The sequence below is a fragment of the Pseudomonas sp. TH06 genome (assembly GCF_016651305.1).
In the GTDB taxonomy this organism is placed as follows: Bacteria; Pseudomonadota; Gammaproteobacteria; order Pseudomonadales; family Pseudomonadaceae; genus Aquipseudomonas.
The window spans coordinates 3,565,314-3,590,346 of sequence record NZ_JAEKEC010000001.1 but is presented as its reverse complement, the minus strand read 5'-3'; the positions used below and the strand labels follow the sequence as shown (position 1 = coordinate 3,590,346).

The window sequence follows — 25,033 nt, the reverse complement described above, 5'->3', positions numbered from 1 at the left end:
GCGATCCTTGCAATGGTCGATCATCCGTGATCCTGAAACACTCCCTGTGCTTCAGTTGATGGGTGTAGATTACGTGCTGGATCCAATCGGCAATAGTCGACAAAGCTACCATCGCGTGTAAGACATTCGCCATAGACGCCCTTCCGAAAACCCTTAGCCGTGTCAGGCGTTGAGCATGGACGCCGCGATTTTCGCGACTTTCAACTGCCCTGAGGCCTGTTCCTGCAGGTCATCCTCCAGAAACCATGCGGCGGACAATCCGGCAAACGCCAGCACCCATTGCAGAAGGCGACGACGATCCAGGCCCGCGGCCGCAACGATCACCTCGACCTGCCGGTGAAATCGCTCGGGGTCGCCGACAGTCGGCAGGTCCGGATTGCAGATCAGGTTGGCGTAGTCAAAACCGCGCTCGCCCTTCACTCGCTTCGGATCAATCGCCAGCCAGCCGCGCGAGCCGAAATCGAGGACATTGTCGTGGTGCATGTCACCGTGCAACACCACGACGTCCTGCGGATCGGCGAGCAAGGCTTCGGCGGTATGCAGGCTCAAGACATAAGGCCCACCATGTTCTGCGGCAGCGATTCGCAGTGAAGCAAACCACGGCCCCAACTCCACCAGCGGCGGGGGCGGCGTGGTTCGCGGGGCATGCAGCCGTGCCAGCGCGGTGCACAAAATGCGGCTGGCTTCATCATCCTGGCCATTGAGCGCCATGTGCATCAGCGAACGCCGACCCATGGCCCGCTCCATCAGCAAGCCATCCTCATGGTGCGCCAGTACGCGAGCGGCGCCCTCGCCGTCCCACCAGGTCATCAGCAGGTTGCCGTACTTTTCTTCGGCGTCGTCAGCCAGTTTCAGCATCGCCGGGGTGTCACCCAGGCGCACCGGCAACAGCCGGCTGCCGGGCGTGATGATCGCTGCGCCGTCCGGCACCAGTGACCAACGCTTGAGCCAGGGTTCGAACAGTGGGCTGTCAGCCACCGTCACGCTCGCGAGCCTTGGCGCTCTCTACAAGAAACTGTTCGAGCCGGCTCAACTGCTCTTCCCAGCCACGGCTGTCCATGTAATACGCCTCTTTCTGGCGGATATCGGGAATGTGCGCGAAGCCTGATTCAGACACCTTGAGCAGCGTGCCACTCTCAAAGTCTTGCAGTTCGAACCTGACCAGCGTGGTCGGCTCCTGGGAATAGTCGATCTTCGGGTTGACCGCATACGGATGCCACCGGAACGAGAACAGCTGCTGCGGCTCGACCCGCTCGATCAGCACATTCCACAACACATGTTCATAACCCGGATACGTGACCTGCCCTTGCGTCCATTCACCGGCAATAAAACGCCTGCCCTCCAGCGCCACACCAAACCACTGACCAAATGCCTCGGCATCGACCAATGCACGCCAGACATGTGAGCGCGGTGCCTTGAGCGTGATTTTGCGTTCGAAACTATTGGGTACTGGTTTCATACGTCACCTCCTGTTCTGAACACTAGGCCTGTATGACCACATGTCCAACCTGAAGTTGTATCAAAGCGGTGCAACGGGTCATCCACGAGGAAACATCCGGCGGCATCTTTCCTTGAGAAATTGCGCGAACTCGAGCGCAGACCGGCCGATGAAACTGTTACCTTTTCCCGCGAAATCGAACCGCACAAGGACGAATCATGCAGCTATCACTCCCCGAACGTTATCGCGGCGCCCTGCTCGGCCTCGCTTGCGGCGACGCGGTCGGCACCACGGTCGAATTCAAGTCGCGCGGTTCATTCCAGCCGTTGACCGACATGGTCGGAGGTGGTCCATTCCACTTGAAGCCCGGGCAATGGACGGACGACACGTCAATGGCGTTGTGTCTGGCGGAAAGCCTGCTGAACAAGAACGGCTTCGATGCCGCCGACCAGATGGGGCGCTACCTCAACTGGTGGAAATGGGGTTATCTGAGCTCCACCGGCGAATGCTTCGACATCGGCATGACCGTCAGTCAGGCGCTGTCGCAATACCAGCAAACCGGTGAGCCATTTGCCGGCTCGATCGACCCGTACTCCGCTGGCAACGGCTCACTCATGCGATTGGTGCCGGTGGTTCTGTTTTACTTTCCTGACGCGCAAAAGATCCAGCGATTCTCCGCTGACAGCTCACGAACCACCCACGCCGCCCCTGAAGCCATCGAATGCTGCCAACTGTTCGCCGATCTGATTGGCAAAGCCCTGCTGGGCGCCTCGAAGACAGAACTGCGCCACTCATCAGTGACGACGCTCACGCAAGCGAAAGTTGCGGCGATTGCCCGTGGTGATTACATCGCAAAATCAATCGATGAAATTCGTGGCAGCGGCTACAGCGTGCAATCGCTGGAAGCAGCGTTGTGGTGCTTTCATCACACCGACAGCTTTGCCGCAGCCATCCTGCAAGCGGCGAATCTGGGTGATGACGCCGACACCACCGCCGCGATCGTTGGGCAATTGGCCGGCGCTTACTACGGCGTGCGTGACATTCCTGAAAACTGGCTGGAGCAGTTGCATGAGGCCGAGGAAATAACGGCAACCGCAGACCGCTTACTCGAAGCCTCCCGATCAGCAGCGCCGCAATAGCGGCTGCTTAATCGCTACACTGCTCTGCACTATCATTCGACACAGCGAGATTTTCCATGTCCCCGCGCCTGCTTCTGGCCCTCACGCCACTTCTGTTTACCCCGTTCGCCCACGCCGCTCTCGACTGCGCCAACGCCAACGATCAGGCGACGATGAACCAGTGCGCCGGGCAGGATTACAAGGCGGCCGACAACGAGTTGAACGCGGTGTACAAGCAAATCAAACAGCGCTTGCAGGGCAATGCCGAGGGCACAAAACTGCTGGTTGATGCGCAGCGGGCGTGGATCGGGTTTCGTGACGCCGAGTGCACGTTTTCGTCATCGGGGGTTTCGGGCGGGAGTGTTTATCCGTTGATCTACAGCAGCTGCCTGACAGGGGTGACCAAGGTGCGGGTTGAGACGCTGAAACAGTATTTGAAGTGTGAGGAAGGTGACATGGGTTGCCCGGTGCCCGGGGCCTGACTTTCAGTGATTTGAGGGCCTCTTCGCGAGCAGGCTCACTCCTACATTTGAAATGCGATCCAATGTGGGAGCGAGCCTGCTCGCGAAAGGCACCAGAACAGGCACCACTCATTACCGGACAAAAATCTGCGCCGTAGTAATCGCCATATCCCCTCCAGGCAACTTGATGCTCCCCGTCTGCTTCATCGTTTCGGCATCGAAGATCGCCACATCATTGAACGTCCCCGCAAGATAGATCTTGCTGCCGTCCTTGTTGAAGGAAATGCAGTAGTAAGAATGCTCCAGGGTCGCCGCCTGAATCAGCTTCTTCTGCTTGATATCGTACTTGGCCAAACGATTGAGCACACCGAACATCAGGTTCGGATCCTTCGGCGAACGCATGCCGCTGAAGTAGATTTCGGTCAGCGGGCCGAAGTCGGTGGTTTCAGTCTTGCCGGTTTTCAGGTCGATGCTGAACAGACCGTACAGATACTCGGCGGTCGCCGGATCCTGTTTCTTGTCCTTGAATTTCGCTGCGGTGTAGAGCAGTGAAAAATCATGGCGGTAAGTCTGCTGGTTCCACACGTAGAGCACGTCTGGCGCGCTGTAGTTCGCCCGTTTCCAGTGGCGGCTGGGGATCAGCACGTCGAACTTGCCACTCTTCACATCGACCTTGTAGACATCGGCGCCAGCAACGTAGAGCGTGCCGTCATCGCCGCTCTGCATGATCGTCAATTGCCGTGGCGCCGGAAAACTGCGCACGGGTTTGGCGTTCATTCCGGCGTCGGTGGCGTAAACGTCAAGGCGCGGCTGTTTGACCTCGTAACGGTCGTTGAGCATCTGAGTCGGGTTGGCAATGGTGTACAACTCTTTGCCGTCGTGGCTGACGGTAAAGGCAAACATCGACCGCGCCTTTTCCCCCGGTTGCTGGGTGATGCTGGCGTGGAACACCTGTTTGCAGCTATCGATTTCGACACCGTAAACGTCGGCGTAATGATTGTTCAGCACATACGCGGTCTTGCGATCCGGCGACAATTGCACGGTGCCGGGGCCGAAGGCGTCGGGCATCTTGCAGGTCTTGTACAGGCTGTCGGTGGCCAGATCGAGGACGTGCAGGTTGTTCGGGTAATTGGTGGTCACCATGTATTCATGACCGTCTTGCAGCGCGGTGTTTTCATCGGCCAGAACCGAGAGCGAACAGGCGCTCAGAACCGCAAACGCGGCCAGGCCGCAGGCTTTGATGCTGTGCATGCTGGAATCCTTTTTCTTGTACGCCGTTTTCTTAAAGGCATCATTTGTCTTTCGGGAAGACCGTGCCAAGGTTGCGCCAGTTGTCGTTGGACGCCTGGGCATCCTTGTTCCAGTCCGGGTAGGTGCTCATCATGTCCGGCACCTGCGCCGGCCACCAGCACGGGTCGGAGCAGCCATAAAGGTCAGCCTCCATCGGCTGGCACAGCGACGACACCCCGCCGAAAGCATCGATTTCCCAACCCGGGTCAGTGGTCGAAGCGCAGCCCGCCACCGAACTCATCGCCACCACTTCTTCGATGCGGTTTTCCTCCGCAGCCTGATCGAGCTTCAACGCTTTGTTATTGATTGCCTTGAGATGTTTCATATCAGTGAGCCTTGCGCGGAGTGATGTAGCTGCTGATAAACGCAGGGTTATTGGCCATGATCCGGCTGTAGACCTCGATGCCGAAGTCGACCCAGTCACGCATCAGTTCGCAGTAGTGATACGTCGGGTGGGTCGGGTCGCCGTAGCGCGCGTAACTCTCGTGGTAGCAGCCGCCGGAACACAGATTGCGGATCTGACAATCCTCACAACCGGTGTGGGTGCGATCCAGACGCTGGGACAGAAAATCGTTCAGTTCGACCTGTTTCACGCCGCTGTGCACATTGCCAAAAGTCGGCAGCTTTGATCCGGTGAAGCGATGGCAGAGGTTGAGTTCGCCCTTGTGATCGACCGCCAGCATCTTCAACCCGGCGCCACACGGCAGGGCTTTTTTGTGGCCTTCGTGGATGTCGGTGATCAACTGGTGCAGGTTGGAAAAACCGATGTTGCGGTGCTCCAGCGCCGCTTCCAGGTAACGTCGACCGAGGCGCTTCATGCTGGCAAAAACTTCGATCAGTTCCTCGCTGCTGAGGTTGAAGCTGCTGATATCACCCGAGGTCACCGGGGCAAAACCGACCTCGGCAAAACCCAACTCATTGAACAGGTGATCCCAGATGGTTTCGACGTCGGTGACGCCCGTGGTCAGAGTCACCCGCGCACCGACCGGACGGCTGTTGTAGCGCGACAGCAGCATCTCGGCCTTGCGCCGCACCACGTCATACGTGCCCAGCCCGCCCACGGTGATGCGATTGCGGTCGTGCACGGTTTTCGGCCCGTCGATGCTCACCGACAGCCCGAAGCGGTGGGCATTCAGGTAGTCGACGGTGTCTTCAGTCAGCAGCGTCGCGTTGGTGGTCATCACGAACTCGACGAACTTGCCGGCCTCGGCAAAACGCTTCTCGCAATAGTCGACCATGTACTCGATCAGCTTGCGGTTACTCAGCGGCTCACCGCCGAAAAACACCACGGTGAAACGCTCTTCGTCCGGCGATTCACGCAGGAGCATTTCCACTGACGCAATCGCGGTTTCGACGTCCATCTTCTTGCCGGCGGACGGCTTGTCGAGGTCTTCCTTGTAGCAATAAGTACAGCTCAGGTTGCAGCCGGTATTGACGTTGAGCACCACGGTGTTGATCGCCGTGCGTTCGACGCGTTTGACCGCGATGTCCGGGGTCAGCGGCGAGCCGTCGCTGACCAGTTCCAGCGAGATCAGCTCGCGCAGGGTCTCGTTGATTTCCTCGCCGTTGAAGCGTGCTGCGAGGCGTTCGATCAGGTCTTCCGAGGAGCAGCCATGGCCGCGCAACGTATCGATGATGGTGCCGGTCAACTCATCGCTGGCGAACAGCGAGCTGCTCGGGATATGAAACAGCATGCGGTCGGCATCGACGTGCACTTCGTGCAGGTTACGTTCGACCAGATTCAAGATAGCGCCCATTGCAAACCTCCTGTGCAGGCCCCGCCTGGCGGGACTTGCGGTCATTCCGAAAAGTGTCTGAAGCGATGCAGTTCAAGACAACTCAAGGAATGGGTGGATTGTTCCAGCGTTGCACGGTGACGATCAGATGGCCTTCGCCGGTAAGGGCTCGCCCTGCGTCGTCGATGGCGGCGATCACCTTGAGATTGCCGGCATTGTTGGTGGACATCTTGCGCGCCGGATTCGGCCCGGCATCACCCGGCGTGAACACGCCCGCGTCGGCCTGCATGGTGCCGGCGAATTTGACGTCTTCATCCTCTTTGGCGCGCTCGTCGAAGGCTTCGATCTTCCACTGCGCCGGGAACACGCCGATGCGATAGGGCTTGCCATCGGCGCCCTTGCCCCAGGCTTCGGCGTCGAAACGGCCCTGGACTTTCGGCGTCGAGCCACCGCCCTCGCCGATCCGCGCCACCGAGAACTCGGGCACCACTTTGACCGAAGCAATCCTGCTATACACCGACAGGCTCGGGCCTTTCAGCGCGCCCACGCTGACGGCGCGCAGACCCGGCTGGGCATTGGCCGCCGCTTTGACTTTGACCTTGATGCGCTCGGCGTTCTGCTCGACTACTTCGACAACTTCCACGCCTTTGCCGAAGTCCGGTTTGCCGCTGAGGCCGCTGCCGATCAGGGTCACTTCGGTTTCGCTGCCGGCCTTCAGATAACCCGGCTGCACCGCCAGCAAACGCTGCGAGCCTTGTTTGGCTGCGACAAAATCAAGACCGCGCTCGTCGTGCTCGGCGTCGAACATCCGGCCCTGCATCGCCGTGCCTTGCGCAGCAAACACCTGGCGCATGGTCACGCCATCGACCGTCACGTTGCCGCGCCATTCGTAGCCGCTGTAGAGGATTGCACTGCCGTCGCCATCGAATGGGCTGCCATCGGCGTATTGGCCTTTGACGCTGACCTTGAAGGTGTCGTTGCCATCGGCGGTCACGCTCATGATCCCGGCCAGTTCGCCCTTGCCCGGCAAGTGGCCGCTGAAGCTCCAGTCGCCGACCAGCGCTTGCGCTTTCGGTGCGCTTTTCAGCCACTGCTGCCACGCCGGGTTGTCCAGTGGATAACGCTTGGCGAGCAGTGGCACCATGTCCTTGCGGGCGATATCGAACCAGTCACGATCCCGCGCCAACGCCTGATACTCCAGCGACGGCCATTGGCCGAGGTGGAAATTCACCAGCCGCTCCCACTCCTGCGCCGGACGTCGTTGCAGCGCAACCCGCGCACCGGAGTGGCAGCGCCCGCACATCTGCGAGGTTTTTTCATCGAACTGCTCGACAGTGTTCAACCGCCGCTCCAGCGCGTAACGCACACCACCGGTTTCGCTCGGCGCCAGGCCTTGGGTGTCGGCCAGATACTTGACCAGGGTGCGGCGGTCGTCATCACTGATCTGCAAACCGTGCATGGTTTGCATGCGGGCGATGCTCATCAACCAGCCTTCCGGTGTCTTGCGCTGGTGGCTGATGCGGCTCAGGGCGTTATCGGCCTCGGGGGTGTGGCAGCCCTGACAGGTTTCTTTGAGGATGGTCTGGGCATCGCGGGCAGCCAGGCTGTGCGGCGAATGCAGGGCCACGCAAGCGGCCACGGCCAGCAGGCTGGCGCTCATGCCTGATCGGAGTCTTCTCTTCATCAACGTCGAACCTCGCACGGTGCTTTCTTATTGTTGTGGCTTATCGTTTTTATGGTTTCTGCCGTCGGCGGCGGGCCGCGAACGGAGGCAAGAGAAACGTCTGCGATGAGCAATACACGGAGCGTGCCAGCTTGGCGACAGGCTTATCAATCAATCAGTTACGTAATGATCACGGTGCCGAACTACGGTTTGCATTGTTTGCCGGCGTCCAATTTCGCGACAGCTGTTGCAGTGTGAGACAAGCATGGATGCGTGCTGAAACGAGTGTTGCCGACGACTGACCGTCCGATATCAAAGTGCCTGCTACGCTTGCTTTCGCACACATGTGCCTCAAGCCTCAAACCACCGAAAACCTGAGGAAAGCATCATGGGATCAAATGGAAATGGTCATAACTGCACGCATTGCGGATGCGAAAACCCGGTCTGGAATGCACTCAAACACAAGCTCGACCTCACAACCCTCACAGGCAAAGCCAACACCCTCACGGAGCCTGACGGCGAATCGCTGATCTTCACCGACGGCAGAATCTACCCCCTGAAAAACGGCAACATGCATGAACAGGTCGAAGCCTTGGGCATCCACCGTGGCGACGTCATCGCTTCGGGTACCCTCGCCGATGTACAGGCCTGCATGGACACCCAGGGTATCCAGTACAAAACTCGCTCACTGGCGGGCAAGACCCTGTTGCCGGGGTTGATTGAGCCGCACATTCACATCGTGCAGTCCTGCCTCATGGACAGCTGGCTGGATCTGGGTCCGATCGACAAAGAAACGCAGCGGTTGCGCCAATCGTATGACTGGGCCTATTTGCAGAGGATCATCGGCGACTGCAAGCACACCGATCCCGAGAGTTGGGTGCTGGGACACATGGTCGATCCGGCGCTGATGCCGTTCACGCTCAGTGCGGAGGGGAAAAACCACCTGACGACGTTCCGTTGCGCAGGCGATTCCAGCGAGATCGGCAACCTCGACAGCCTGGTCAAGGATCGCCCACTGTTGATGATGAGCGCCTCCATGCACACGGCTTATCTGAACACGGCGGCTTGCACCATCGTCTACAGGAACGAGAGTGCAGCCAATCCAGAGTTTCTGACGAAATACCCGACGTTCCAGGTCTTCATGGATAAAACCCAAGGCGTCCTGCAAGAAGAAAAAGGCATTGTTCCGGCCATCCTGTCGATCCGGATCAAACAGATTCTGCATTCGCTGAACCTCTTCGGGCCGATGCAAAACTACTTTCACCAAGCCTCAAAACGCGGTGTAACCCTGTTGTACGACGCCATGGTCGATCCGATTTCCAAGCTCGTGCTGGAGGCTTATGGCCTGACACATCCGCGCAATGTACGGATTGGCTATGCGGCGACGTATAAAAAAGGCATGCCTTCTTACACCGCAGTCACCAAGGAGGCCGCCCGATATTTCTACCAGGGCGGGGTGAAACTGATCTCCGACGGCTCGAATCAAGGGCTGACCGGCTACCAGAACAAGCCTTATTGCTGCGAGACCACGCCAGAGTTGGGCAACTTCAACGTGTGTGACAAGGATGTTCCGCAACCCGAGACAATGCCGGATGCCTATAAAGAACTTCTGGTCGACGCCATGGCGACCGGTTGGCCATTAATGATCCATGCCAACGGCGATCGGGCAATTGATTTCACTCTGGAGGCTTATAAGAACGCATTGGATAACCGCAGCGGCCTGGAAAAACGCCATCGCATCGAACACTGCTCACTGCTGACTGAGGAGACCGTCAAACGCCTGCAACACCTGGGCATCTCGCCGAGCTTCCTGATTGGCCATGTCGGTTACTGGGGTTATGTTTTCGATAAAGCAATTTTCGAAGACAAGGCCAGCGACATGCTCGACTTGTGCAAATTGGCCCTGGACTATCGCCTGCGTATCTCGCTGCACAGCGACTGCACCGTCACCCCGCTTGGCCCGCTGCGGTCGATGGAACAAGCCGTCACGCGCAAAATGGAAGGTATACGCGACACCCTCGGCAACTTCATCGACGACCCGCGCCAGCAACCGGTGCTCAACGAAGGGCAATGTCTGACACGTCAGGAAGCACTGAAAGCCATCACCTATGACGCTGCCTGGCAGTGCCATGCCGATGGATTCACCGGTTCGTTGCAGGACGGAAACTTCGCCGATTTCGTGATTCTGGCTCAGGACCCACTCGACGAAACTTTCCCGGCCACCGGCATTCGCGGCATTGAAGTCTGCGAAACCTGGAAAGGTGGTTACAAGGTGTATTCCAGCACGGAAGGCTGACCGATATACGCTCAAGCCTGCGGCGAAGAAACCGCAGGCTTGAGTTCAATCATTGAATCGCAGCCGCAGGAATGGGCGCATCAACCCGCTGTCCCGTTTCAATATCACGGATCTCGAAATCCCACCGACCGTATCCGGACTTGCCGTCAAGCCCATAGGTACGCCCGCTGCAAGTTCCACGGTTCTCTCCACCGTCGCGGTATAGCTCTGCTGGGAAAGTTCTCTGCGTACCTCATTGATTGAAGGCCCGATGCTGCTTTCAGTCAGCGCCTCAAACCGCTGAAAATCAGTATCTTGAGTCTCAGCCGCTGTCGCGAATTGCGACAATCCGAACTCCACCAAGCGCCCTCTTATTCCGCCATCCCCTTACACGGCGGGCCTGCGCAGGACGCTCGAGTATCTGGCACAGCCATTGCCAAGACCTGTTCAACGACAACGAACAACAAGAGGTCTACACCATGCCCCTGCCCTATCTGCTTCCTGCCACCTCGGCATTCATCCAGCGCCCGCCGCGCATGTTGATCGGCGGCGCTTGGGTCGAGGCCGCCGACGGCCAGACCATGCCGTTGCACAACCCCGCCACCGGTGAAGTGTTGTGCGTGGTACCCCGCGCCACGCCGGATGACGTCGACCGTGCCGTACTCGCCGCACGGCAGGCATTCGACGATTCCGCCTGGAGCCGTACGCGTCCGCGTGAGCGGCAAAATCTGTTGTGGAAACTCGCCGAGCTGATGCAACGCGACGCTGAGCAACTGGCGCAGCTGGAGTGCCTGAACAACGGCAAAAGTGCGGCGGTGGCGCAGGTGATGGACGTGCAACTGGCGATCGATTTCTTGCGTTACATGGCTGGCTGGGCGACCAAGATCGAAGGCTCCAGCGTCGAGGTGTCACTGCCGTTGATGCCGGGCGATGAGTTTCACAGTTTCATCCGCCGCGAAGCCGTGGGCGTGGTCGGCGCCATTGTCGCCTGGAACTTCCCGTTGCTGTTGGCCTGCTGGAAACTCGGCCCGGCGCTGGCCACCGGTTGCACAGTCGTCCTCAAACCCGCCGATGAAACCCCGCTGACCGCACTGAAACTCGCGGAGCTGGTGCTGGAGGCCGGCTACCCCGAAGGCGTGTTCAACGTGGTGACCGGCACCGGTATTACCGCAGGCTCGGCACTGACGCATAATCCGCTGGTGGACAAACTGACCTTCACCGGCTCCACGGCGGTGGGCAAGCAGATCGGCAAGATCGCCATGGATTCGATGACCCGCGTCACCCTCGAGCTGGGCGGTAAATCACCGACCATCGTCATGGCCGACGCCGACCTGAACACTGCGGCGACGGGCGCGGCCAGTGCGATTTTCTTCAATCAGGGCCAGGTCTGCTGCGCGGGTTCCAGGCTGTATGTGCAGCGCAAGCATTTCGACAATGTGGTGGCGGACATCAGTGATATCGCCAACGCCATGAAGCTGGGCAACGGTCTCGATCCCAGCGTGGACATGGGCCCGCTGATTTCCGCGCGCCAGCAGGAGCGGGTCTACAACTACATCGAAATGGGTCGTGAAAGCGGCGCGACCATTGCCTGTGGCGGCGAACAATTCGGGCCGGGGTTCTTCGTAAAACCGACGGTGATTGTCGACGTCGATCAGAAGCACCCGCTGGTGCAGGAAGAAATCTTCGGCCCGGTGCTGGTGGCGATCCCGTTCGATGACGAGGCGGACGCGCTGCGCATGGCCAATGACAGCCCTTATGGACTGGGCGCGAGCATCTGGTCGAACGATCTGGCGGCGGTGCACCGGATGATTCCACGGATCAAGTCGGGGTCGGTGTGGGTCAATTGCCACAGCGCGCTGGACCCGGCGCTGCCGTTTGGCGGGTACAAGATGTCGGGGGTTGGGCGGGAGATGGGCTATGCCGCAATTGAGCATTACACGGAGTTGAAGTCGGTGTTGATCAAACTGTAATTGCGCCGCGCTTGAGGCCGCTTTCGCGAGCAGGCTCGCTCCCACATTTGATCGCATTTCAATGTGGGCGCGAGCCTGCTCGCGAAGCGCCGGTCCAGTCAGGGCCGATACCCCTGACTCAACAACCAGCCCCTGATCACCCTATCCTGCTCTTCACTCAACCCGGCCAACACTGAATCGGCCGGTTCGGAACGCAACCGCCGCACCACCGGCGCCACCTCCACGCCCTGCACATGCCAGATCCCCAACGGCTGATCCGCCGTAACCACCACCTCGGCCTCATCGACAAACCCGTCACACAACACCGGCATCCGCTCAATCCGCAATGCTGCAAAGTCCGCCTCGGCATGCGCGACTTGAGCATCCGGCCACTGCCGCCGCGCCTGCCAGAAAGGCTGATCGCGCCAACACTGCTCATCGGCATAAAAGTCCCGGCCAATGCGCGCGAAACGCAGAAACAACTGCTCCAGACGCTGTTGATGAAAGCGTTGCGCCAACGCCGCCCGCTCGGGTTTGCGCAGCAACGTGTTGATCACCACCGGGGCCTGTAACGCCGAGGACAGCGATTGAAAAATCCCGTTGCCCGACAGCGGGTCCACCGCCATCGCCGCATCGCCCACACGTATCCAGTTATCGCCGCACACTCGGCTTGCCAGAATCGCCGTACTGCTGCGGGCACGCAGTTGCAGATCGCTTTCCCTCGCATCCGCAAAAAACGCCCGGGCAAAATCCGAAGCCTGACGACGTTGGCGACAGTAATCGAGCAGCCGTGCCTTGCCCGGAAAATCCGCGCTGGCCACATCCACCGTCCACTGCCAATAACATTGCCCGTCGGCACGCCGCGCCATCCAGGCCCAGCCATCCTCCAGGCTTTCGACTGCACTGGCGGTTGTGCCCGGCGCACTTTGCCAGCGATTGAGCAGGCTGACCGTCTCCGGCCCGCGCAGGCCTTTGCCGAGCGCCGGGGCCTGGCGACCCCGTGCCTCCACCAAAAAGTCCGCGTGCACCTCAACACCGCCCGCCAGCGTGATCCGATGCCCGCTCGTCGAGGACTGCACATTCAGCGCCCGCGCTTCAATAAGCTCAACGCCAGCGTCGCGCAGGGCCTCACGCAAACCGCGATCAAAGGTCGGCCGATCCAGTAAAAACTCGATGTTCTGCGCATGCTGCTGACCGTTCCAGTTCACCTGCCGCTGTGACGGCACTGTCGCGTCTGCCAGCGCTTGATGAAGACCCACGCCACGCAAGGCTTCCAGCACCCGCTGCGAGACCCCTTCGAGCGCTGCAAAGCGTCGCCATTCGCTGATCAGCGTCACGTCATGGCCGAGCCGGCGCAATCCCAAGGCCACCGCAGCCCCCGCCGGCCCTGCGCCGAGAATCACGATTGCCGTCATGGCCCGAACCGCCGTTCCGGCCCACGATAGCGGGCGTGCTGTTTTAGCCATGCGACGACTTCGCTGTTGCTGGCCCCAGAATGTTCCAGCAAGAACCCGGCGATGTGCCCGCTCAACGCCGCACAGCCCAGACTGGCCCCCGACTGCCCCGGATAGGTGTCATGCACACACGCAGCGAAATCCGCTTGTGCACTGTCGAGCCACGACCATTGCTGTTCGGTGCAACGCGCATCCCCCGTCACCCGCAATACCTGCGAATAACTCGCCGGGAACACCGCCGCGCCCTGCGCCGGGCTCGACGCGCAGAGCAATACGCCACGCGCCACCGCCGCCGCACAGGCCTCGCGCAACAAGCTGCGGTCCTGGCGCAGCCCCAGGCTCAGATTGATCAGCCGCACCTCCTGCGTCACCAACCAATCGATGGCCGTGGCGATCTGCAAGGCACTGGTCACACCGCGCTGATCGAACACCTGCGCCACGCAAATCTGCGCGGCGGGTGCGCGACGACTGATCGCCTCAATCACCGCGCTGCCATGGCCCAACGGATCGTCACGCAAGTCACTTTCGGCCAGGCCATCCTCCAGCAGCGAGAACCGCCGCCCGGCAATTACCTGCACTCGTTGCGCCGCTGAATGCCCACTGTCGACCACGCCGATGCGCAACTCAGGCTTCATGCAACACCGTTTTCGAAGTGAGGACGCCGTCGAGCAACTCGAAGCGCAGGTCGGCGTCGGCCAAGGTCGACGGTCGGTGGCTGATGAGGATCCGCGTACGCCCGCCAAACAAGCGGTCGATGGCTTCGATCACTTCTCGTTCGGTGGCTTCGTCGACTGCCGAGGTCGCTTCGTCGAGCACGAGAATCAGCGGATCCTGCAACAGCGCCCGGGCAATCGCGATGCGCTGTTTTTGCCCACCGGACAACTGCTGGCCGCGTTCGCCCAGCGGACTGTCGAGGCCCTCCGGCAATGAGGCAATCAGGCTGTCGAGTTGTGCCAGCCGGGCCACTTCGGCAATCGCCTCGCGACCGGCATCCGGCACCGCGTAAGCCAGGTTGTCGGCGAGGCTGCCGCGAAACAGCACAATGTCCTGACTGACCACGGCAATGCGTCGACGCAGTTCGAACAGGTCCAGTTCACGCAAATCGACCTCACCGAGCAACACCCGCCCTGACTGCGGATCGTGATGACGTTGCAGCAGATCGATCAGGGTTGATTTGCCAACGCCGGAGCCGCCACTCAAGGCAACTTTCAAACCGTAGGGAATCGTCGCCTGGATGCCGCTCAGAGTGCTCGGTCGCCCCGGATGGCTGAAGTGAACGTCGTCGAAGCGCAGCTCACCGGAATTCGGTAATGGCTGCGGCGCCAAGGGTGAACGGACGGTGGGCTCTTCACCACGCAACTCCATGACCCGGCCAAGACTGACGGTCATGCGCTGGATCGCCACGTACAGACCCAGCAGACTCTGTACCGGCCCGACCGCCATGCCGAGATACGTGGAAAACGCGATCAGCGCACCCAACTGCCATGTGCCCTGCACCACCCAATAACCGCCGATCAAAAAGGCGCAGGCGCGCGACAGTGACGTCAGCGTACCGGGCACTGCCTGGGTGAAGAACTCGGTGACTTGCAGGCGCAGCAACTGGTTCATGTAGCCCTGCCCCAAGCTCTCCAGCCGACGCGCTTCACGTTGCTGCTGGCCGGCCGACTGGATGAACTTCATCACCGGCAAGGTCTCGACCATGAACGACGACATGTCCGCCGAGCGCTCGCGCAACTGCCGCACATCGCGCTCGACCTTGCGCCGCATCCAGCGCAGCCACAGCACGTCGAGCGGGATCAGCACCAGTGCCAGCAACGACAGTTGCCATGACAGCGTGAAGAGCATGGCAATCGCCACCACCAACCCGATCACACTGGAAACTGCCGAGAACAACGAGTCGACAGCAAAGCGCTGGATCTCCGCGACATCGCCGTCGAGTCGCGACATCAGATCACCGATTCGCCGTTGCCCGTAGAAGCTCGGGGACAAGGTTTGCAGGTGGCGGTAAAGATCATCACGCAGGGCAAACAAAATTCGCCCGGACAGCCGCGTATGCAGATAGCGGTTGATTCCCGACAGCGCCGTACCGAACAGCCCGGCGCCGATCATCAGCACGGCAATCATCACCAGCATCGAGAAATTGCGCGCGAGCAGACCATCGTCGATCAGCAATTTCACCAGCCACGGCTGTACCAGTACCAGCAGCGAGGCGCACACCGACAGCCCAAGCAAGCCGGCAATCGCCAAACGCTGCGGACGCACGAAACCGTACAACCAACGCAGCGCCGCCTGCGTGGCGGCGGGATCACGGCTGTCGATCAGCCGGGTTATCAGGCGCTGCATCAGGAGCGCAACTGTTTCAGTTTGCGATACAGGGTCGCGCGGCTGATGCCGAGGGTCTCGGCCGCGGTCGAGACATTGCCCTGATGGGTGTCGAGGGACTGGCGAATCATCTCCAGTTCATTCTCGCGAATGCTGCCGGCCTGAGGCTTCTCGCTGGCGGTCAGGTCGTCGAGCATGCTGTCGGGCAAGTGATCGAGGGTCAGCACGGTTTCGCCCGGTTCGCGCATGGCCAGTGCCGTGCGCAAGACCATCTCCAGTTGGCGGATGTTGCCCGGCCAGTGATAACCCGCGAGCAAGCGATCAAGGTCGTCATGCAACACCACGTCCGGCGCGTCGAGTTTGCTCAGCAGACGACTGACCAGCGCGGCGAAATCATCGCGTTCGCGCAGGGCCGGAAGCATCACGCTGATGCCGTTGACGCGGTAGAACAGGTCTTCACGGAACTGTTTGTCGGCGACCAGTATTTTCAGGTCGCGGTGGGTCGCGCAGATCAGCGCGACATCGATGTCCTGCTCTTCGCCAGCGCCCAGTGGCGCCACTTTGCGATCCTGCAACACCCGCAGCAGACGTGCCTGCAAGGCCAGTGGCATGTCGCCGATTTCGTCGAGGAACAGTGTGCCGCCGTGGGCCTGTTGCAGACGCCCGATCATGCCGCCGCGCCGCGATCCGGTGAATGCACCTTCGCGATAGCCGAACAGCTCCGACTCGATCAGGCCTTCGGGAATCGCCGCGCAGTTCACCGCCACAAAGGGTTTGTCGCAGCGACTGCCGGCCATGTGCAAGGCGCGGGCGATGACTTCTTTACCGGTACCGGTTTCGCCAAGCAGCAACACTGGCAACTCATTGGCCAGACCTTGCCGGGCCATGCGTAAAGCCCGAGCGTAGCGGACGTTGCTGCCAGCCAGTGCATCGAGATCCGGTGGTGCCTTGGCGGTTTTCGCGACGCTGCGCGGTGGCCCGCCGAGATTGACCGAGCGCGCCGGGGCGCGCAGGGTTTTGTAGAAGAATTCACCCTTGGAGGTTTGCAGACTGCCGACGCCACCCTGTTGCAGACGGGTCAGCAACTGCACGCCATCGACGCCGAGAAACTCCTCACAACGACGTCCAACCAACGCTGAACGCTCGGCCCGCAGCAACTGACAGGCCTGCGCACTGACCGCCAAAATCTGCCCGCCGAGACTGACCGCCAGCAAGCCTTGCCAAGGCGATTCGAGGTACTGCCGACGACTGTGAAACGCCAACACAATCTGCTCGGGGAAACTGTTGTTGAACACCCGGCTTTCGATCTGACTGACCGCCATGCTCAGCAGCGCGGTGCTGTCATGCACACGGCCGAGCGGGCCTTCACGGGTCAGGTCGAGCACGCCGAGAATCTCGCCTTGCGGACAATGGATCGGCACCGAGGTGCAGGAGAAATCAGTGAGGCGATCGAGGTAATGTTCGCCGCAATCGATCAGCGTCGGCCGGGCCTCGACCAGCGCCGTGCCGAGGGCGTTGGTGCCACGCGCCGCTTCGCTCCAGCAGGCGCCGAGGGTGATGTCTTGCAGGCCACTGCCCTTGAGCCGATCGGCACGCCCTTCGATTGCGAGAATGGTCGCGTCGGAATTGGCGAGAATAATCAGGCCTTCCTTGCCCTGCCGTTCGGCAAGGTAATCGATCGCCGGCATCGCCGCGTCGATCAACAGACGATTGCTCGCCAGCAGCACATCAAGGCTGGCACTCGACTCCAGCGCCAACTCATGCTTGCCATTGAAGTGCACGCCGTGGCTGAGGCTGCGCCGCCACGAGGCATCGATCTCCGCACGCAACACACCGTCGGGCACCTGGCCTTCGAGATGGAGTTTTTCCCGGGCGAGCCGGGCTTCGTGACGGGACTTGGGATCAGTGGTTTTTATTAGAGTCATCAAGCGCTCCGAAGCGGTCCGCTTTGCGCTTTTATGATTTCAGCGCCCTGGCGCCAATCTTTACGTTAACGTCAGGGCGATGGCAAGCACCGTAGGGCAATTGGCTTCCGGCAGGCGTTTCGATGCTGATGAGGGTTCAGGCGCGCAACGAGAAGATCGACGCCGCAGCGTTCGCGGCAATAAATTATTGCAATTCGATAATTAAACATCGAAAATCAGTTATCTAAATTGACTCGGCAAGGAATTTTCATGGGTACTCGCATCGATGGCGTGGCGTTGCAACGCATGCACTGGGTTGGACTGCTGGCAGCGATTCTTGTCTGGGTTCTGGGCGTCACTGAGGTCGGCGGTAGCGCGACGCTGTGGATGTTCAAAATGGATGAAATGCTCGCGGCCCTGCTCTATGCCTTCGCTGAAGGCTCGCCACAATTGCTTGACCCGTTTGTCGAAGGTGCGCTGCTCGATCCCGCCACCTGGCTATCGCCACTGGCCACTGCACTGATCGTCGTTCTGGACTTCCTGCCCGTTCTGCTATCGGTCTACGCGTTATGGCTCACAGGTTTGTTTTTCCTGCGACTGTCGCGTGGCGAAACCTGGACCGATCGCAATATCAAAGTCCTGTGGCGCGTGGGTGTGCTGTGCATCGTTTCCCCTGCAACCTATCCGCTGGTAGAGACCTTGCAAGGCCTGGCGCTGTCCATAGATCTGCCTGTCGGAGAGCGCATTTTCAAATTCTCGATCGGCCTGTCTTCCACTTCCGCCTACGAGATTATCAAAGGCGTTTTGCTCTGTTTGTTTTCAATTATCATGCGTGATGCAAAAGTCCTCAGCGATGAGCAAAGCCAATACATATAGAACAATATAATGACCATTATCGTCCGCCTTGACGTTGTCATGGCCACGCAAAAAATTCGCTCCAAAGAGTTAGCCGCTCTACTGGGTATCACCGAGGCTAATCTGTCATTACTGAAGAATGGCAAGGTCAAGGGGGTGAAGATGGCAACACTGGACAAGCTCTGCGCTGCGCTCGATTGCCAGCCTGGCGATCTGCTGGAATATCAAAAAGACTGAACCTTCGCTTATGCCCGTGATTAGTTTATTGCGGGTTCCAACCGTTTAACTCTTATTCAATCCTTAGTTGCAAGGCGGCTTTTGCATGACCCGTTATTTCCTCTGCGCGCTGTTGTTGCTGACAGCGTTACTCAGCGGCTGCGCCACACAAATAGACGTGGCACTCAACGCAACACCCGATCCGGACTATCAATTCGACCGCAAGGCCACTGTACTGGTGACCTCTGCAGGCGGCAGCGATGAAAACGCCCTTAACGCCCGTTACTATCTTCGCGACATGGTCAACGCGCTGAAAGACAGGGGGTTCCAGGAGGTCTATACCGACGCCAGCCTGCCGAAAAACCATGCACCGATCAAAATGACACTCAGCCTCGATGTTGGCAGTCGACAGGTGACTTACCGCTACACCGCAACCGATTATGGGCAGGTGCCAACCAGTACCTCGACCGTGTGCAAGAACACCAAGAAAAAAGATGATCGACTGATCTGTACGAGCAAGCCGAACACCACCTATGGCCCAGTAGGGACTTCGGAGCGAACCGGTTACACCACTCTCAGCACCTTCACCGCCACTGCCCGGGATGAAATGAGCAAGCGTGCGGTCTACCTGCTTCGGGCTTCGTCCTACAACGATGACTGCCAGGCAGCCAAGGTCGAAGCTTTTCTGGTGGAGCAAGGCCTGCAGAACCTCGACTTCCACGACCGTGTGCAACGCAACTACACAGTGACGATGCCTGAAGGTTATAGCTGCAAGTAGTCTGATGGCAGCTTCCCGGCACAGATGCGACCTGTGCCGGGCAGCGGTTGCCGGCTAAACGTGCGGATCACCCGGCGCTTTGGCCGGCGCCGCGTATTGCGGCTTGAGATGGCCATCCTGATCGAGCAACCAGGCATCCATGATCTGCCGTACGACGGGGCCGGCTACACGACCGCCGGCCTCACCGTTCTCGATCATCACCGAAATCGCGATCTTCGGATGTTCAGCCGGTGCGAAGCCGACGAACAAGGCGTTGTCGCGATGGCGCTCAAGCGTTTTTTCGCGGTTGTAGCGTTCGCCCTGCTTGATCGCGACAACCTGCGCCGTGCCGCTCTTGCCGGCGATGCGATATTGCGCCCCTGCCGCTGCTGCACGAGCAATGCCGCGGGCATCGTGCATCACCATTTGCATACCGTGATTGACCTGTTCCCAGTCGCGCGGATCCTTTAGGAGGATATTTGGCATCGGGTGCTCGTCGACCGGTGCGATGCCATCGACAGTCTTGGCCAGGTGTGGACGGTTCCACACGCCTTTGTTGGCGATCAACGCAGTGGCCTGAGCCAGTTGCAGCGGCGTCACCTGCATATAGCCCTGACCGATGCCGAGAATTACCGTCTCACCCGGGAACCACGCCTGCCGCCGCGTCGCGCGCTTCCAGGCCTGGGATGGCATCAGCCCGGGGGATTCTTCGAACATGTCCAGCGAGACTTTTTCGCCAAGGCCGAACATGGCCATGTAATCGTGCAGCCGATCAATGCCTAGCTTGTGCGCCAGGTCGTAGAAATACGTATCGTTGGAACGCATGATCGCCGCGTCCATGTCTACCCAGCCGTCGCCACTGTGGTTCCAGTTGCGGTACTTGTGATCGAAGTCCGGGAGTTGGTAGTAGCCCGGATCGAACACTCGGGTCTGCGGCGTGACGACTCCGGCATCAAGCCCGGCGATGGCCACTTCCGGCTTAATCGTCGAGCCCGGCGCGTACAAGCCGCGCAGCACGCGGTTGAAGAGCGGTCGGTCGATGGAGTCGCGCAGCGCCGAATACTCCTTGGAACTGATGCCGGTGACAAACAGGTTCGGATCAAAACTCGGGTTGCTGACCATCGCCAGCACTTCCCCGGTGGACGGATCGAGCGCCACGACTGATCCTCGACGATCACCCAGAGCGGCTTCGGCCGCTTCCTGCAGTTTGACGTCGAGGCTCAGAACAATGTTTTTACCCGGCACCGGGTCGGTGTGCTTGAGCACTCGCAAGACACGGCCCTGGGCATTGGTTTCCACCTCTTCGTAACCGACGTGACCGTGCAGCTGTTCTTCGTAAAAGCGTTCGATACCGGTTTTGCCGATGGACTGGGTGCCGCGATATTCAACCGAATCGAGCGCCTTCGATTCTTTCTCGTTGATCCGACCGACATAACCGATTGAATGCGCGAAATGCATGCCGAGCGGGTAATGCCGGACAAACTGCGGTTCGACATCAAGCCCCGGCAAGCGGAACTCATTGACCGCCAGCACGGCGATCTGCTCCTCAGTCAGCTCGTAAAACAGCGTCACGGGCGTAAAAGGATGCCGGGACTGCTTCAGCGCCTTGTCGAACACCGTACGGTCTTCGGCAGGGAGGTGCAGGAGGTTGATGACTTCGTCCAGCTCCTGATTGACGTCAGTTGCACGTTCGCGAGTGAAGATCAGGTTGTAACTGGGGCGGTTATCGGCCAATAGCACGCCGTTGCGATCGTAGATCAGTCCGCGTGTCGGCGGAATCGGTAAGACATGTACGCGATTGTTTTCAGAGATAGTCGAGTGGTAGTCGAACTCCACCACTTGCAGGATGTACAACCGCACCACCAGGGCACAGCTGATAGCGAAGACGAACAAGGCGCAGGCGATCAACCGCTTGTTGACCAGACGCGTCTCTTTTTCGTGATCCTTGATCGGGATTGGCTCAGGCATTTCTATAGCAACTCTTTGACATAAATGAGTGCCGATCCATAGGCATGACATCAGTCCGTGAAAAAACGAGCTGCACCATACCAAAAACTGCCCGGTCACTTCAGAACGTTTTTCCCCAATGGCAGCTCTGGCGACGGTTGGCCCCTTCGGAAACGGAGGAAAAACTTTCCTGCGGGCAAAACAAAACCCCAACTGCTTTCGCAATTGGGGTTTCGGAATTTAATCTTGACGATGACCTACTCTCACATGGGGAAACCCCACACTACCATCGGCGATGCATCGTTTCACTGCTGAGTTCGGGATGGGATCAGGTGGTTCCAACGCTCTATGGTCGTCAAGAAATTCGGGTACCGAGTCGTGACCAGATGGCCTCGCTTCAGCAAATTGGGTATGTGACAGCTTTCGGTGTTTGTGAACATCGAACTTTCGGTTCGTTTCGTCTTCACACACCGCAATCTGATGCTCTTTCGAGTACTCAAATTGCTTGGGTGTTATATGGTCAAGCCTCACGGGCAATTAGTATTGGTTAGCTCAACGCCTCACAGCGCTTACACACCCAACCTATCAACGTCGTAGTCTTCGACGGCCCTTCAGGGAACTCAAGGTTCCAGTGAGATCTCATCTTGAGGCAAGTTTCCCGCTTAGATGCTTTCAGCGGTTATCTTTCCCGAACATAGCTACCCGGCAATGCCACTGGCGTGACAACCGGAACACCAGAGGTTCGTCCACTCCGGTCCTCTCGTACTAGGAGCAGCCCCTCTCAAATCTCAAACGTCCACGGCAGATAGGGACCGAACTGTCTCACGACGTTCTAAACCCAGCTCGCGTACCACTTTAAATGGCGAACAGCCATACCCTTGGGACCGGCTTCAGCCCCAGGATGTGATGAGCCGACATCGAGGTGCCAAACACCGCCGTCGATATGAACTCTTGGGCGGTATCAGCCTGTTATCCCCGGAGTACCTTTTATCCGTTGAGCGATGGCCCTTCCATACAGAACCACCGGATCACTAAGACCTACTTTCGTACCTGCTCGACGTGTCTGTCTCGCAGTCAAGCGCGCTTTTGCCTTTATACTCTACGACCGATTTCCGACCGGTCTGAGCGCACCTTCGTACTCCTCCGTTACTCTTTAGGAGGAGACCGCCCCAGTCAAACTACCCACCATACACTGTCCTCGATCCGGATAACGGACCTGAGTTAGAACCTCAAAGTTGCCAGGGTGGTATTTCAAGGATGGCTCCACGCGAACTGGCGTCCACGCTTCAAAGCCTCCCACCTATCCTACACAAGCAAATTCAAAGTCCAGTGCAAAGCTATAGTAAAGGTTCACGGGGTCTTTCCGTCTAGCCGCGGATACACTGCATCTTCACAGCGATTTCAATTTCACTGAGTCTCGGGTGGAGACAGCGCCGCCATCGTTACGCCATTCGTGCAGGTCGGAACTTACCCGACAAGGAATTTCGCTACCTTAGGACCGTTATAGTTACGGCCGCCGTTTACCGGGGCTTCGATCAAGAGCTTCGCGTTAGCTAACCCCATCAATTAACCTTCCGGCACCGGGCAGGCGTCACACCCTATACGTCCACTTTCGTGTTTGCAGAGTGCTGTGTTTTTAATAAACAGTCGCAGCGGCCTGGTATCTTCGACCGGCATGAGCTTACGGAGCAAGTCCTTCACCCTCACCGGCGCACCTTCTCCCGAAGTTACGGTGCCATTTTGCCTAGTTCCTTCACCCGAGTTCTCTCAAGCGCCTTGGTATTCTCTACCCAACCACCTGTGTCGGTTTGGGGTACGGTTCCTGGTTACCTGAAGCTTAGAAGCTTTTCTTGGAAGCATGGCATCAACCACTTCGTCATCTAAAAGATAACTCGTCATCAGCTCTCGGCCTTAGAATCCCGGATTTACCTAAGATTCCAGCCTACCACCTTAAACTTGGACAACCAACGCCAAGCTGGCCTAGCCTTCTCCGTCCCTCCATCGCAATAACCAGAAGTACAGGAATATTAACCTGTTTTCCATCGACTACGCTTTTCAGCCTCGCCTTAGGGACCGACTAACCCTGCGTCGATTAACGTTGCGCAGGAAACCTTGGTCTTTCGGCGTGGGTGTTTTTCACACCCATTGTCGTTACTCATGTCAGCATTCGCACTTCTGATACCTCCAGCAAGCTTCTCAACTCACCTTCACAGGCTTACAGAACGCTCCTCTACCGCATCACCCGAAGATGATACCCGTAGCTTCGGTGTATGGTTTGAGCCCCGTTACATCTTCCGCGCAGGCCGACTCGACTAGTGAGCTATTACGCTTTCTTTAAAGGGTGGCTGCTTCTAAGCCAACCTCCTAGCTGTCTAAGCCTTCCCACATCGTTTCCCACTTAACCATAACTTTGGGACCTTAGCTGACGGTCTGGGTTGTTTCCCTTTTCACGACGGACGTTAGCACCCGCCGTGTGTCTCCCATGCTCGGCACTTGTAGGTATTCGGAGTTTGCATCGGTTTGGTAAGTCGGGATGACCCCTAGCCGAAACAGTGCTCTACCCCCTACAGTGATACATGAGGCGCTACCTAAATAGCTTTCGAGGAGAACCAGCTATCTCCGAGCTTGATTAGCCTTTCACTCCGATCCACAGGTCATCCGCTAACTTTTCAACGGTAGTCGGTTCGGTCCTCCAGTTAGTGTTACCCAACCTTCAACCTGCCCATGGATAGATCGCCCGGTTTCGGGTCTATTCCCAGCGACTAGACGCCCTATTAAGACTCGCTTTCGCTACGCCTCCCCTATTCGGTTAAGCTCGCCACTGAAAATAAGTCGCTGACCCATTATACAAAAGGTACGCAGTCACAGAACAAAGTCTGCTCCCACTGCTTGTACGCATACGGTTTCAGGATCTATTTCACTCCCCTCTCCGGGGTTCTTTTCGCCTTTCCCTCACGGTACTAGTTCACTATCGGTCAGTCAGTAGTATTTAGCCTTGGAGGATGGTCCCCCCATATTCAGACAAAGTTTCTCGTGCTCCGTCCTACTCGATTTCATTGATAAGAGATTTTCGCGTACAGGGCTATCACCCACTATGGCCGCACTTTCCAGAGCGTTCCGCTAATCTCAAATCAACTTAAGGGCTAGTCCCCGTTCGCTCGCCACTACTAAGGGAATCTCGGTTGATTTCTTTTCCTCAGGGTACTTAGATGTTTCAGTTCCCCTGGTTCGCCTCTTGCACCTATGTATTCAGTACAAGATAACCATCTTATGATGGCTGGGTTCCCCCATTCAGACATCTCCGGATCAAAGTCTGTTTGCCGACTCCCCGAAGCTTTTCGCAGGCTACCACGTCTTTCATCGCCTCTGACTGCCAAGGCATCCACCGTATGCGCTTCTTCACTTGACCATATAACCCCAAGCAATCTGGTTATACTGTGAAGACGACATTCGCCGAAAATTCGAATTTCTCAATTAAGAGAACTCACAAATTTTACCTTAGCCTGATCCGTTACCAGTGAAAGTAACGTTCAGTCTATCTTTCTATCACATACCCAAATTTTTAAAGAACGAACTAGTCAAAGACTAGAAATCAACATTCACCATCACACTGATGGAATGCTCATTTCTAAGCTTTCGAACTTCAGA

18 protein-coding genes and 2 rRNA genes are annotated in these 25,033 nt (G+C 58.4%); 7 read left to right on the top strand and 13 right to left on the bottom strand.

All coding sequences use genetic code 11. The features are described 5' to 3' along the window. Positions 1 to 162: 162 nt before the first annotated feature. Together JFT86_RS16205 and JFT86_RS16200 are read right to left on the bottom strand one after the other, a co-directional pair. The gene (locus JFT86_RS16205) at positions 163 to 963 is read right to left on the bottom strand and encodes an aminoglycoside phosphotransferase family protein (RefSeq protein WP_201238611.1); all 801 of its coding nucleotides are present in this window, start codon (positions 961 to 963) and stop codon (positions 163 to 165) included. A 7-nt stretch (positions 964 to 970) separates the two neighbouring features. Next, a complete protein-coding gene (locus JFT86_RS16200) occupies positions 971 to 1,459 on the bottom strand; it encodes an SRPBCC family protein (protein WP_201237442.1) in 489 nt (162 codons plus the stop codon). Positions 1,460 to 1,656: 197 nt separating this feature from the next. On the opposite strand from JFT86_RS16200, the gene JFT86_RS16195 reads away from it, so the two are divergent. Then, positions 1,657 to 2,577 carry an ADP-ribosylglycohydrolase family protein gene (locus JFT86_RS16195; protein ID WP_201237441.1) on the top strand — a complete coding sequence of 307 codons (921 nt, stop codon included), beginning with the start codon at positions 1,657 to 1,659 and terminating at the stop codon, positions 2,575 to 2,577. A gap of 56 nt (positions 2,578 to 2,633) precedes the next feature. Further along, a complete protein-coding gene (locus JFT86_RS16190; protein WP_201237440.1) occupies positions 2,634 to 3,038 on the top strand; it encodes a lysozyme inhibitor LprI family protein in 405 nt (134 codons plus the stop codon). 111 nt (positions 3,039 to 3,149) lie between these two features. Here the strand turns inward: JFT86_RS16190 and peaD are convergent, their stop codons facing one another. From peaD to peaA, 4 genes are all read right to left on the bottom strand, one after another. Beyond that, a complete protein-coding gene (peaD, locus tag JFT86_RS16185; protein WP_201237439.1) occupies positions 3,150 to 4,268 on the bottom strand; it encodes a quinohemoprotein amine dehydrogenase subunit beta in 1,119 nt (372 codons plus the stop codon). Between the two features lie 40 nt (positions 4,269 to 4,308). Continuing rightward, on the bottom strand, positions 4,309 to 4,632 hold the full coding sequence (gene qhpC / locus JFT86_RS16180) for a quinohemoprotein amine dehydrogenase subunit gamma (protein WP_064117830.1): 324 nt from the start codon (positions 4,630 to 4,632) through the stop codon (positions 4,309 to 4,311). Between the two features lies 1 nt (position 4,633). After that, entirely contained in the window at positions 4,634 to 6,064 is a 1,431-nt protein-coding gene (gene peaB / locus JFT86_RS16175) for a quinohemoprotein amine dehydrogenase maturation protein (RefSeq protein ID WP_201237438.1), read from the bottom strand. An 82-nt stretch (positions 6,065 to 6,146) separates the two neighbouring features. After that, positions 6,147 to 7,727 (bottom strand): quinohemoprotein amine dehydrogenase subunit alpha, encoded by a 1,581-nt coding sequence (gene peaA / locus JFT86_RS16170; protein WP_201237437.1) that lies wholly within the window; start codon positions 7,725 to 7,727, stop codon positions 6,147 to 6,149. A gap of 367 nt (positions 7,728 to 8,094) precedes the next feature. Here peaA and JFT86_RS16165 point away from each other — a divergent pair, with 367 nt between their 5' ends. Then, positions 8,095 to 10,002, top strand: coding sequence for an amidohydrolase family protein (locus JFT86_RS16165; RefSeq protein WP_201237436.1), 1,908 nt, complete (start codon positions 8,095 to 8,097; stop codon positions 10,000 to 10,002). Between the two features lie 458 nt (positions 10,003 to 10,460). Continuing rightward, positions 10,461 to 11,951 carry an aldehyde dehydrogenase family protein gene (locus tag JFT86_RS16160; protein WP_201237435.1) on the top strand — a complete coding sequence of 497 codons (1,491 nt, stop codon included), beginning with the start codon at positions 10,461 to 10,463 and terminating at the stop codon, positions 11,949 to 11,951. A 98-nt stretch (positions 11,952 to 12,049) separates the two neighbouring features. Here JFT86_RS16160 and JFT86_RS16155 read toward each other — a convergent pair whose 3' ends face one another. From JFT86_RS16155 to JFT86_RS16140, 4 genes are read right to left on the bottom strand one after another with little or no spacing between them, the layout of a single operon-like run. Beyond that, positions 12,050 to 13,345: an FAD-dependent monooxygenase gene (locus tag JFT86_RS16155; RefSeq protein WP_201237434.1), complete on the bottom strand. Its 1,296-nt coding sequence runs from the start codon at positions 13,343 to 13,345 to the stop codon at positions 12,050 to 12,052. Continuing rightward, complete coding sequence (locus JFT86_RS16150) at positions 13,342 to 14,019, bottom strand: S8 family serine peptidase (RefSeq protein ID WP_201237433.1); 678 nt, start codon at positions 14,017 to 14,019, stop codon at positions 13,342 to 13,344. Before JFT86_RS16150 ends, JFT86_RS16155 begins: the two co-directional genes overlap by 4 nt. Beyond that, positions 14,009 to 15,727: an ABC transporter ATP-binding protein gene (locus tag JFT86_RS16145; RefSeq protein WP_201237432.1), complete on the bottom strand. Its 1,719-nt coding sequence runs from the start codon at positions 15,725 to 15,727 to the stop codon at positions 14,009 to 14,011. The genes JFT86_RS16150 and JFT86_RS16145 overlap by 11 nt, the downstream gene beginning before the upstream one ends. Further along, the gene (locus tag JFT86_RS16140) at positions 15,727 to 17,631 is read right to left on the bottom strand and encodes a sigma-54-dependent Fis family transcriptional regulator (protein WP_201237431.1); all 1,905 of its coding nucleotides are present in this window, start codon (positions 17,629 to 17,631) and stop codon (positions 15,727 to 15,729) included. The genes JFT86_RS16145 and JFT86_RS16140 overlap by 1 nt, the downstream gene beginning before the upstream one ends. Before the next feature lie 249 nt (positions 17,632 to 17,880). Between JFT86_RS16140 and JFT86_RS16135 the strand changes: the two genes are divergently transcribed. From JFT86_RS16135 to JFT86_RS16125, 3 genes are all read left to right on the top strand, one after another. Then, on the top strand, positions 17,881 to 18,486 hold the full coding sequence (locus JFT86_RS16135; protein WP_201237430.1) for a hypothetical protein: 606 nt from the start codon (positions 17,881 to 17,883) through the stop codon (positions 18,484 to 18,486). A gap of 9 nt (positions 18,487 to 18,495) precedes the next feature. Then, positions 18,496 to 18,702 (top strand): helix-turn-helix transcriptional regulator, encoded by a 207-nt coding sequence (locus tag JFT86_RS16130; RefSeq protein WP_003226632.1) that lies wholly within the window; start codon positions 18,496 to 18,498, stop codon positions 18,700 to 18,702. An 85-nt stretch (positions 18,703 to 18,787) separates the two neighbouring features. Then, positions 18,788 to 19,459, top strand: a complete 672-nt coding sequence (locus JFT86_RS16125) for a hypothetical protein (RefSeq protein ID WP_201237429.1) — start codon at positions 18,788 to 18,790, stop codon at positions 19,457 to 19,459. 54 nt (positions 19,460 to 19,513) lie between these two features. Here the strand turns inward: JFT86_RS16125 and mrdA are convergent, their stop codons facing one another. The 3 genes from mrdA to JFT86_RS16110 form a co-directional block, all read right to left on the bottom strand. Further along, the gene (gene mrdA / locus JFT86_RS16120) at positions 19,514 to 21,406 is read right to left on the bottom strand and encodes a penicillin-binding protein 2 (RefSeq protein ID WP_201237428.1); all 1,893 of its coding nucleotides are present in this window, start codon (positions 21,404 to 21,406) and stop codon (positions 19,514 to 19,516) included. A gap of 223 nt (positions 21,407 to 21,629) precedes the next feature. Then, positions 21,630 to 21,745 (bottom strand): 5S ribosomal RNA (rrf, locus tag JFT86_RS16115). A gap of 156 nt (positions 21,746 to 21,901) precedes the next feature. Continuing rightward, positions 21,902 to 24,794: ribosomal RNA gene (locus JFT86_RS16110) — 23S ribosomal RNA — on the bottom strand. Positions 24,795 to 25,033 lie beyond the last annotated feature (239 nt).

Bases quoted from the DNA above. Each gene is read 5' to 3' on its own strand.
- JFT86_RS16200 (WP_201237442.1), bottom strand. From the start codon at position 1,459: ATGAAACCAGTACCCAATAGTTTCGAACGCAAAATCACGCTCAAGGCA.
- JFT86_RS16195 (WP_201237441.1), top strand. From the start codon at position 1,657: ATGCAGCTATCACTCCCCGAACGTTATCGCGGCGCCCTGCTCGGCCTC.
- JFT86_RS16190 (WP_201237440.1), top strand. From the start codon at position 2,634: ATGTCCCCGCGCCTGCTTCTGGCCCTCACGCCACTTCTGTTTACCCCG.
- peaD (WP_201237439.1), bottom strand. From the start codon at position 4,268: ATGCACAGCATCAAAGCCTGCGGCCTGGCCGCGTTTGCGGTTCTGAGC.
- qhpC (WP_064117830.1), bottom strand. From the start codon at position 4,632: ATGAAACATCTCAAGGCAATCAATAACAAAGCGTTGAAGCTCGATCAG.
- peaB (WP_201237438.1), bottom strand. From the start codon at position 6,064: ATGGGCGCTATCTTGAATCTGGTCGAACGTAACCTGCACGAAGTGCAC.
- peaA (WP_201237437.1), bottom strand. From the start codon at position 7,727: ATGAAGAGAAGACTCCGATCAGGCATGAGCGCCAGCCTGCTGGCCGTG.
- JFT86_RS16165 (WP_201237436.1), top strand. From the start codon at position 8,095: ATGGGATCAAATGGAAATGGTCATAACTGCACGCATTGCGGATGCGAA.
- JFT86_RS16160 (WP_201237435.1), top strand. From the start codon at position 10,461: ATGCCCCTGCCCTATCTGCTTCCTGCCACCTCGGCATTCATCCAGCGC.
- JFT86_RS16155 (WP_201237434.1), bottom strand. From the start codon at position 13,345: ATGACGGCAATCGTGATTCTCGGCGCAGGGCCGGCGGGGGCTGCGGTG.
- JFT86_RS16150 (WP_201237433.1), bottom strand. From the start codon at position 14,019: ATGAAGCCTGAGTTGCGCATCGGCGTGGTCGACAGTGGGCATTCAGCG.
- JFT86_RS16145 (WP_201237432.1), bottom strand. From the start codon at position 15,727: ATGCAGCGCCTGATAACCCGGCTGATCGACAGCCGTGATCCCGCCGCC.
- JFT86_RS16140 (WP_201237431.1), bottom strand. From the start codon at position 17,631: ATGACTCTAATAAAAACCACTGATCCCAAGTCCCGTCACGAAGCCCGG.
- JFT86_RS16135 (WP_201237430.1), top strand. From the start codon at position 17,881: ATGGGTACTCGCATCGATGGCGTGGCGTTGCAACGCATGCACTGGGTT.
- JFT86_RS16130 (WP_003226632.1), top strand. From the start codon at position 18,496: ATGACCATTATCGTCCGCCTTGACGTTGTCATGGCCACGCAAAAAATT.
- JFT86_RS16125 (WP_201237429.1), top strand. From the start codon at position 18,788: ATGACCCGTTATTTCCTCTGCGCGCTGTTGTTGCTGACAGCGTTACTC.
- mrdA (WP_201237428.1), bottom strand. From the start codon at position 21,406: ATGCCTGAGCCAATCCCGATCAAGGATCACGAAAAAGAGACGCGTCTG.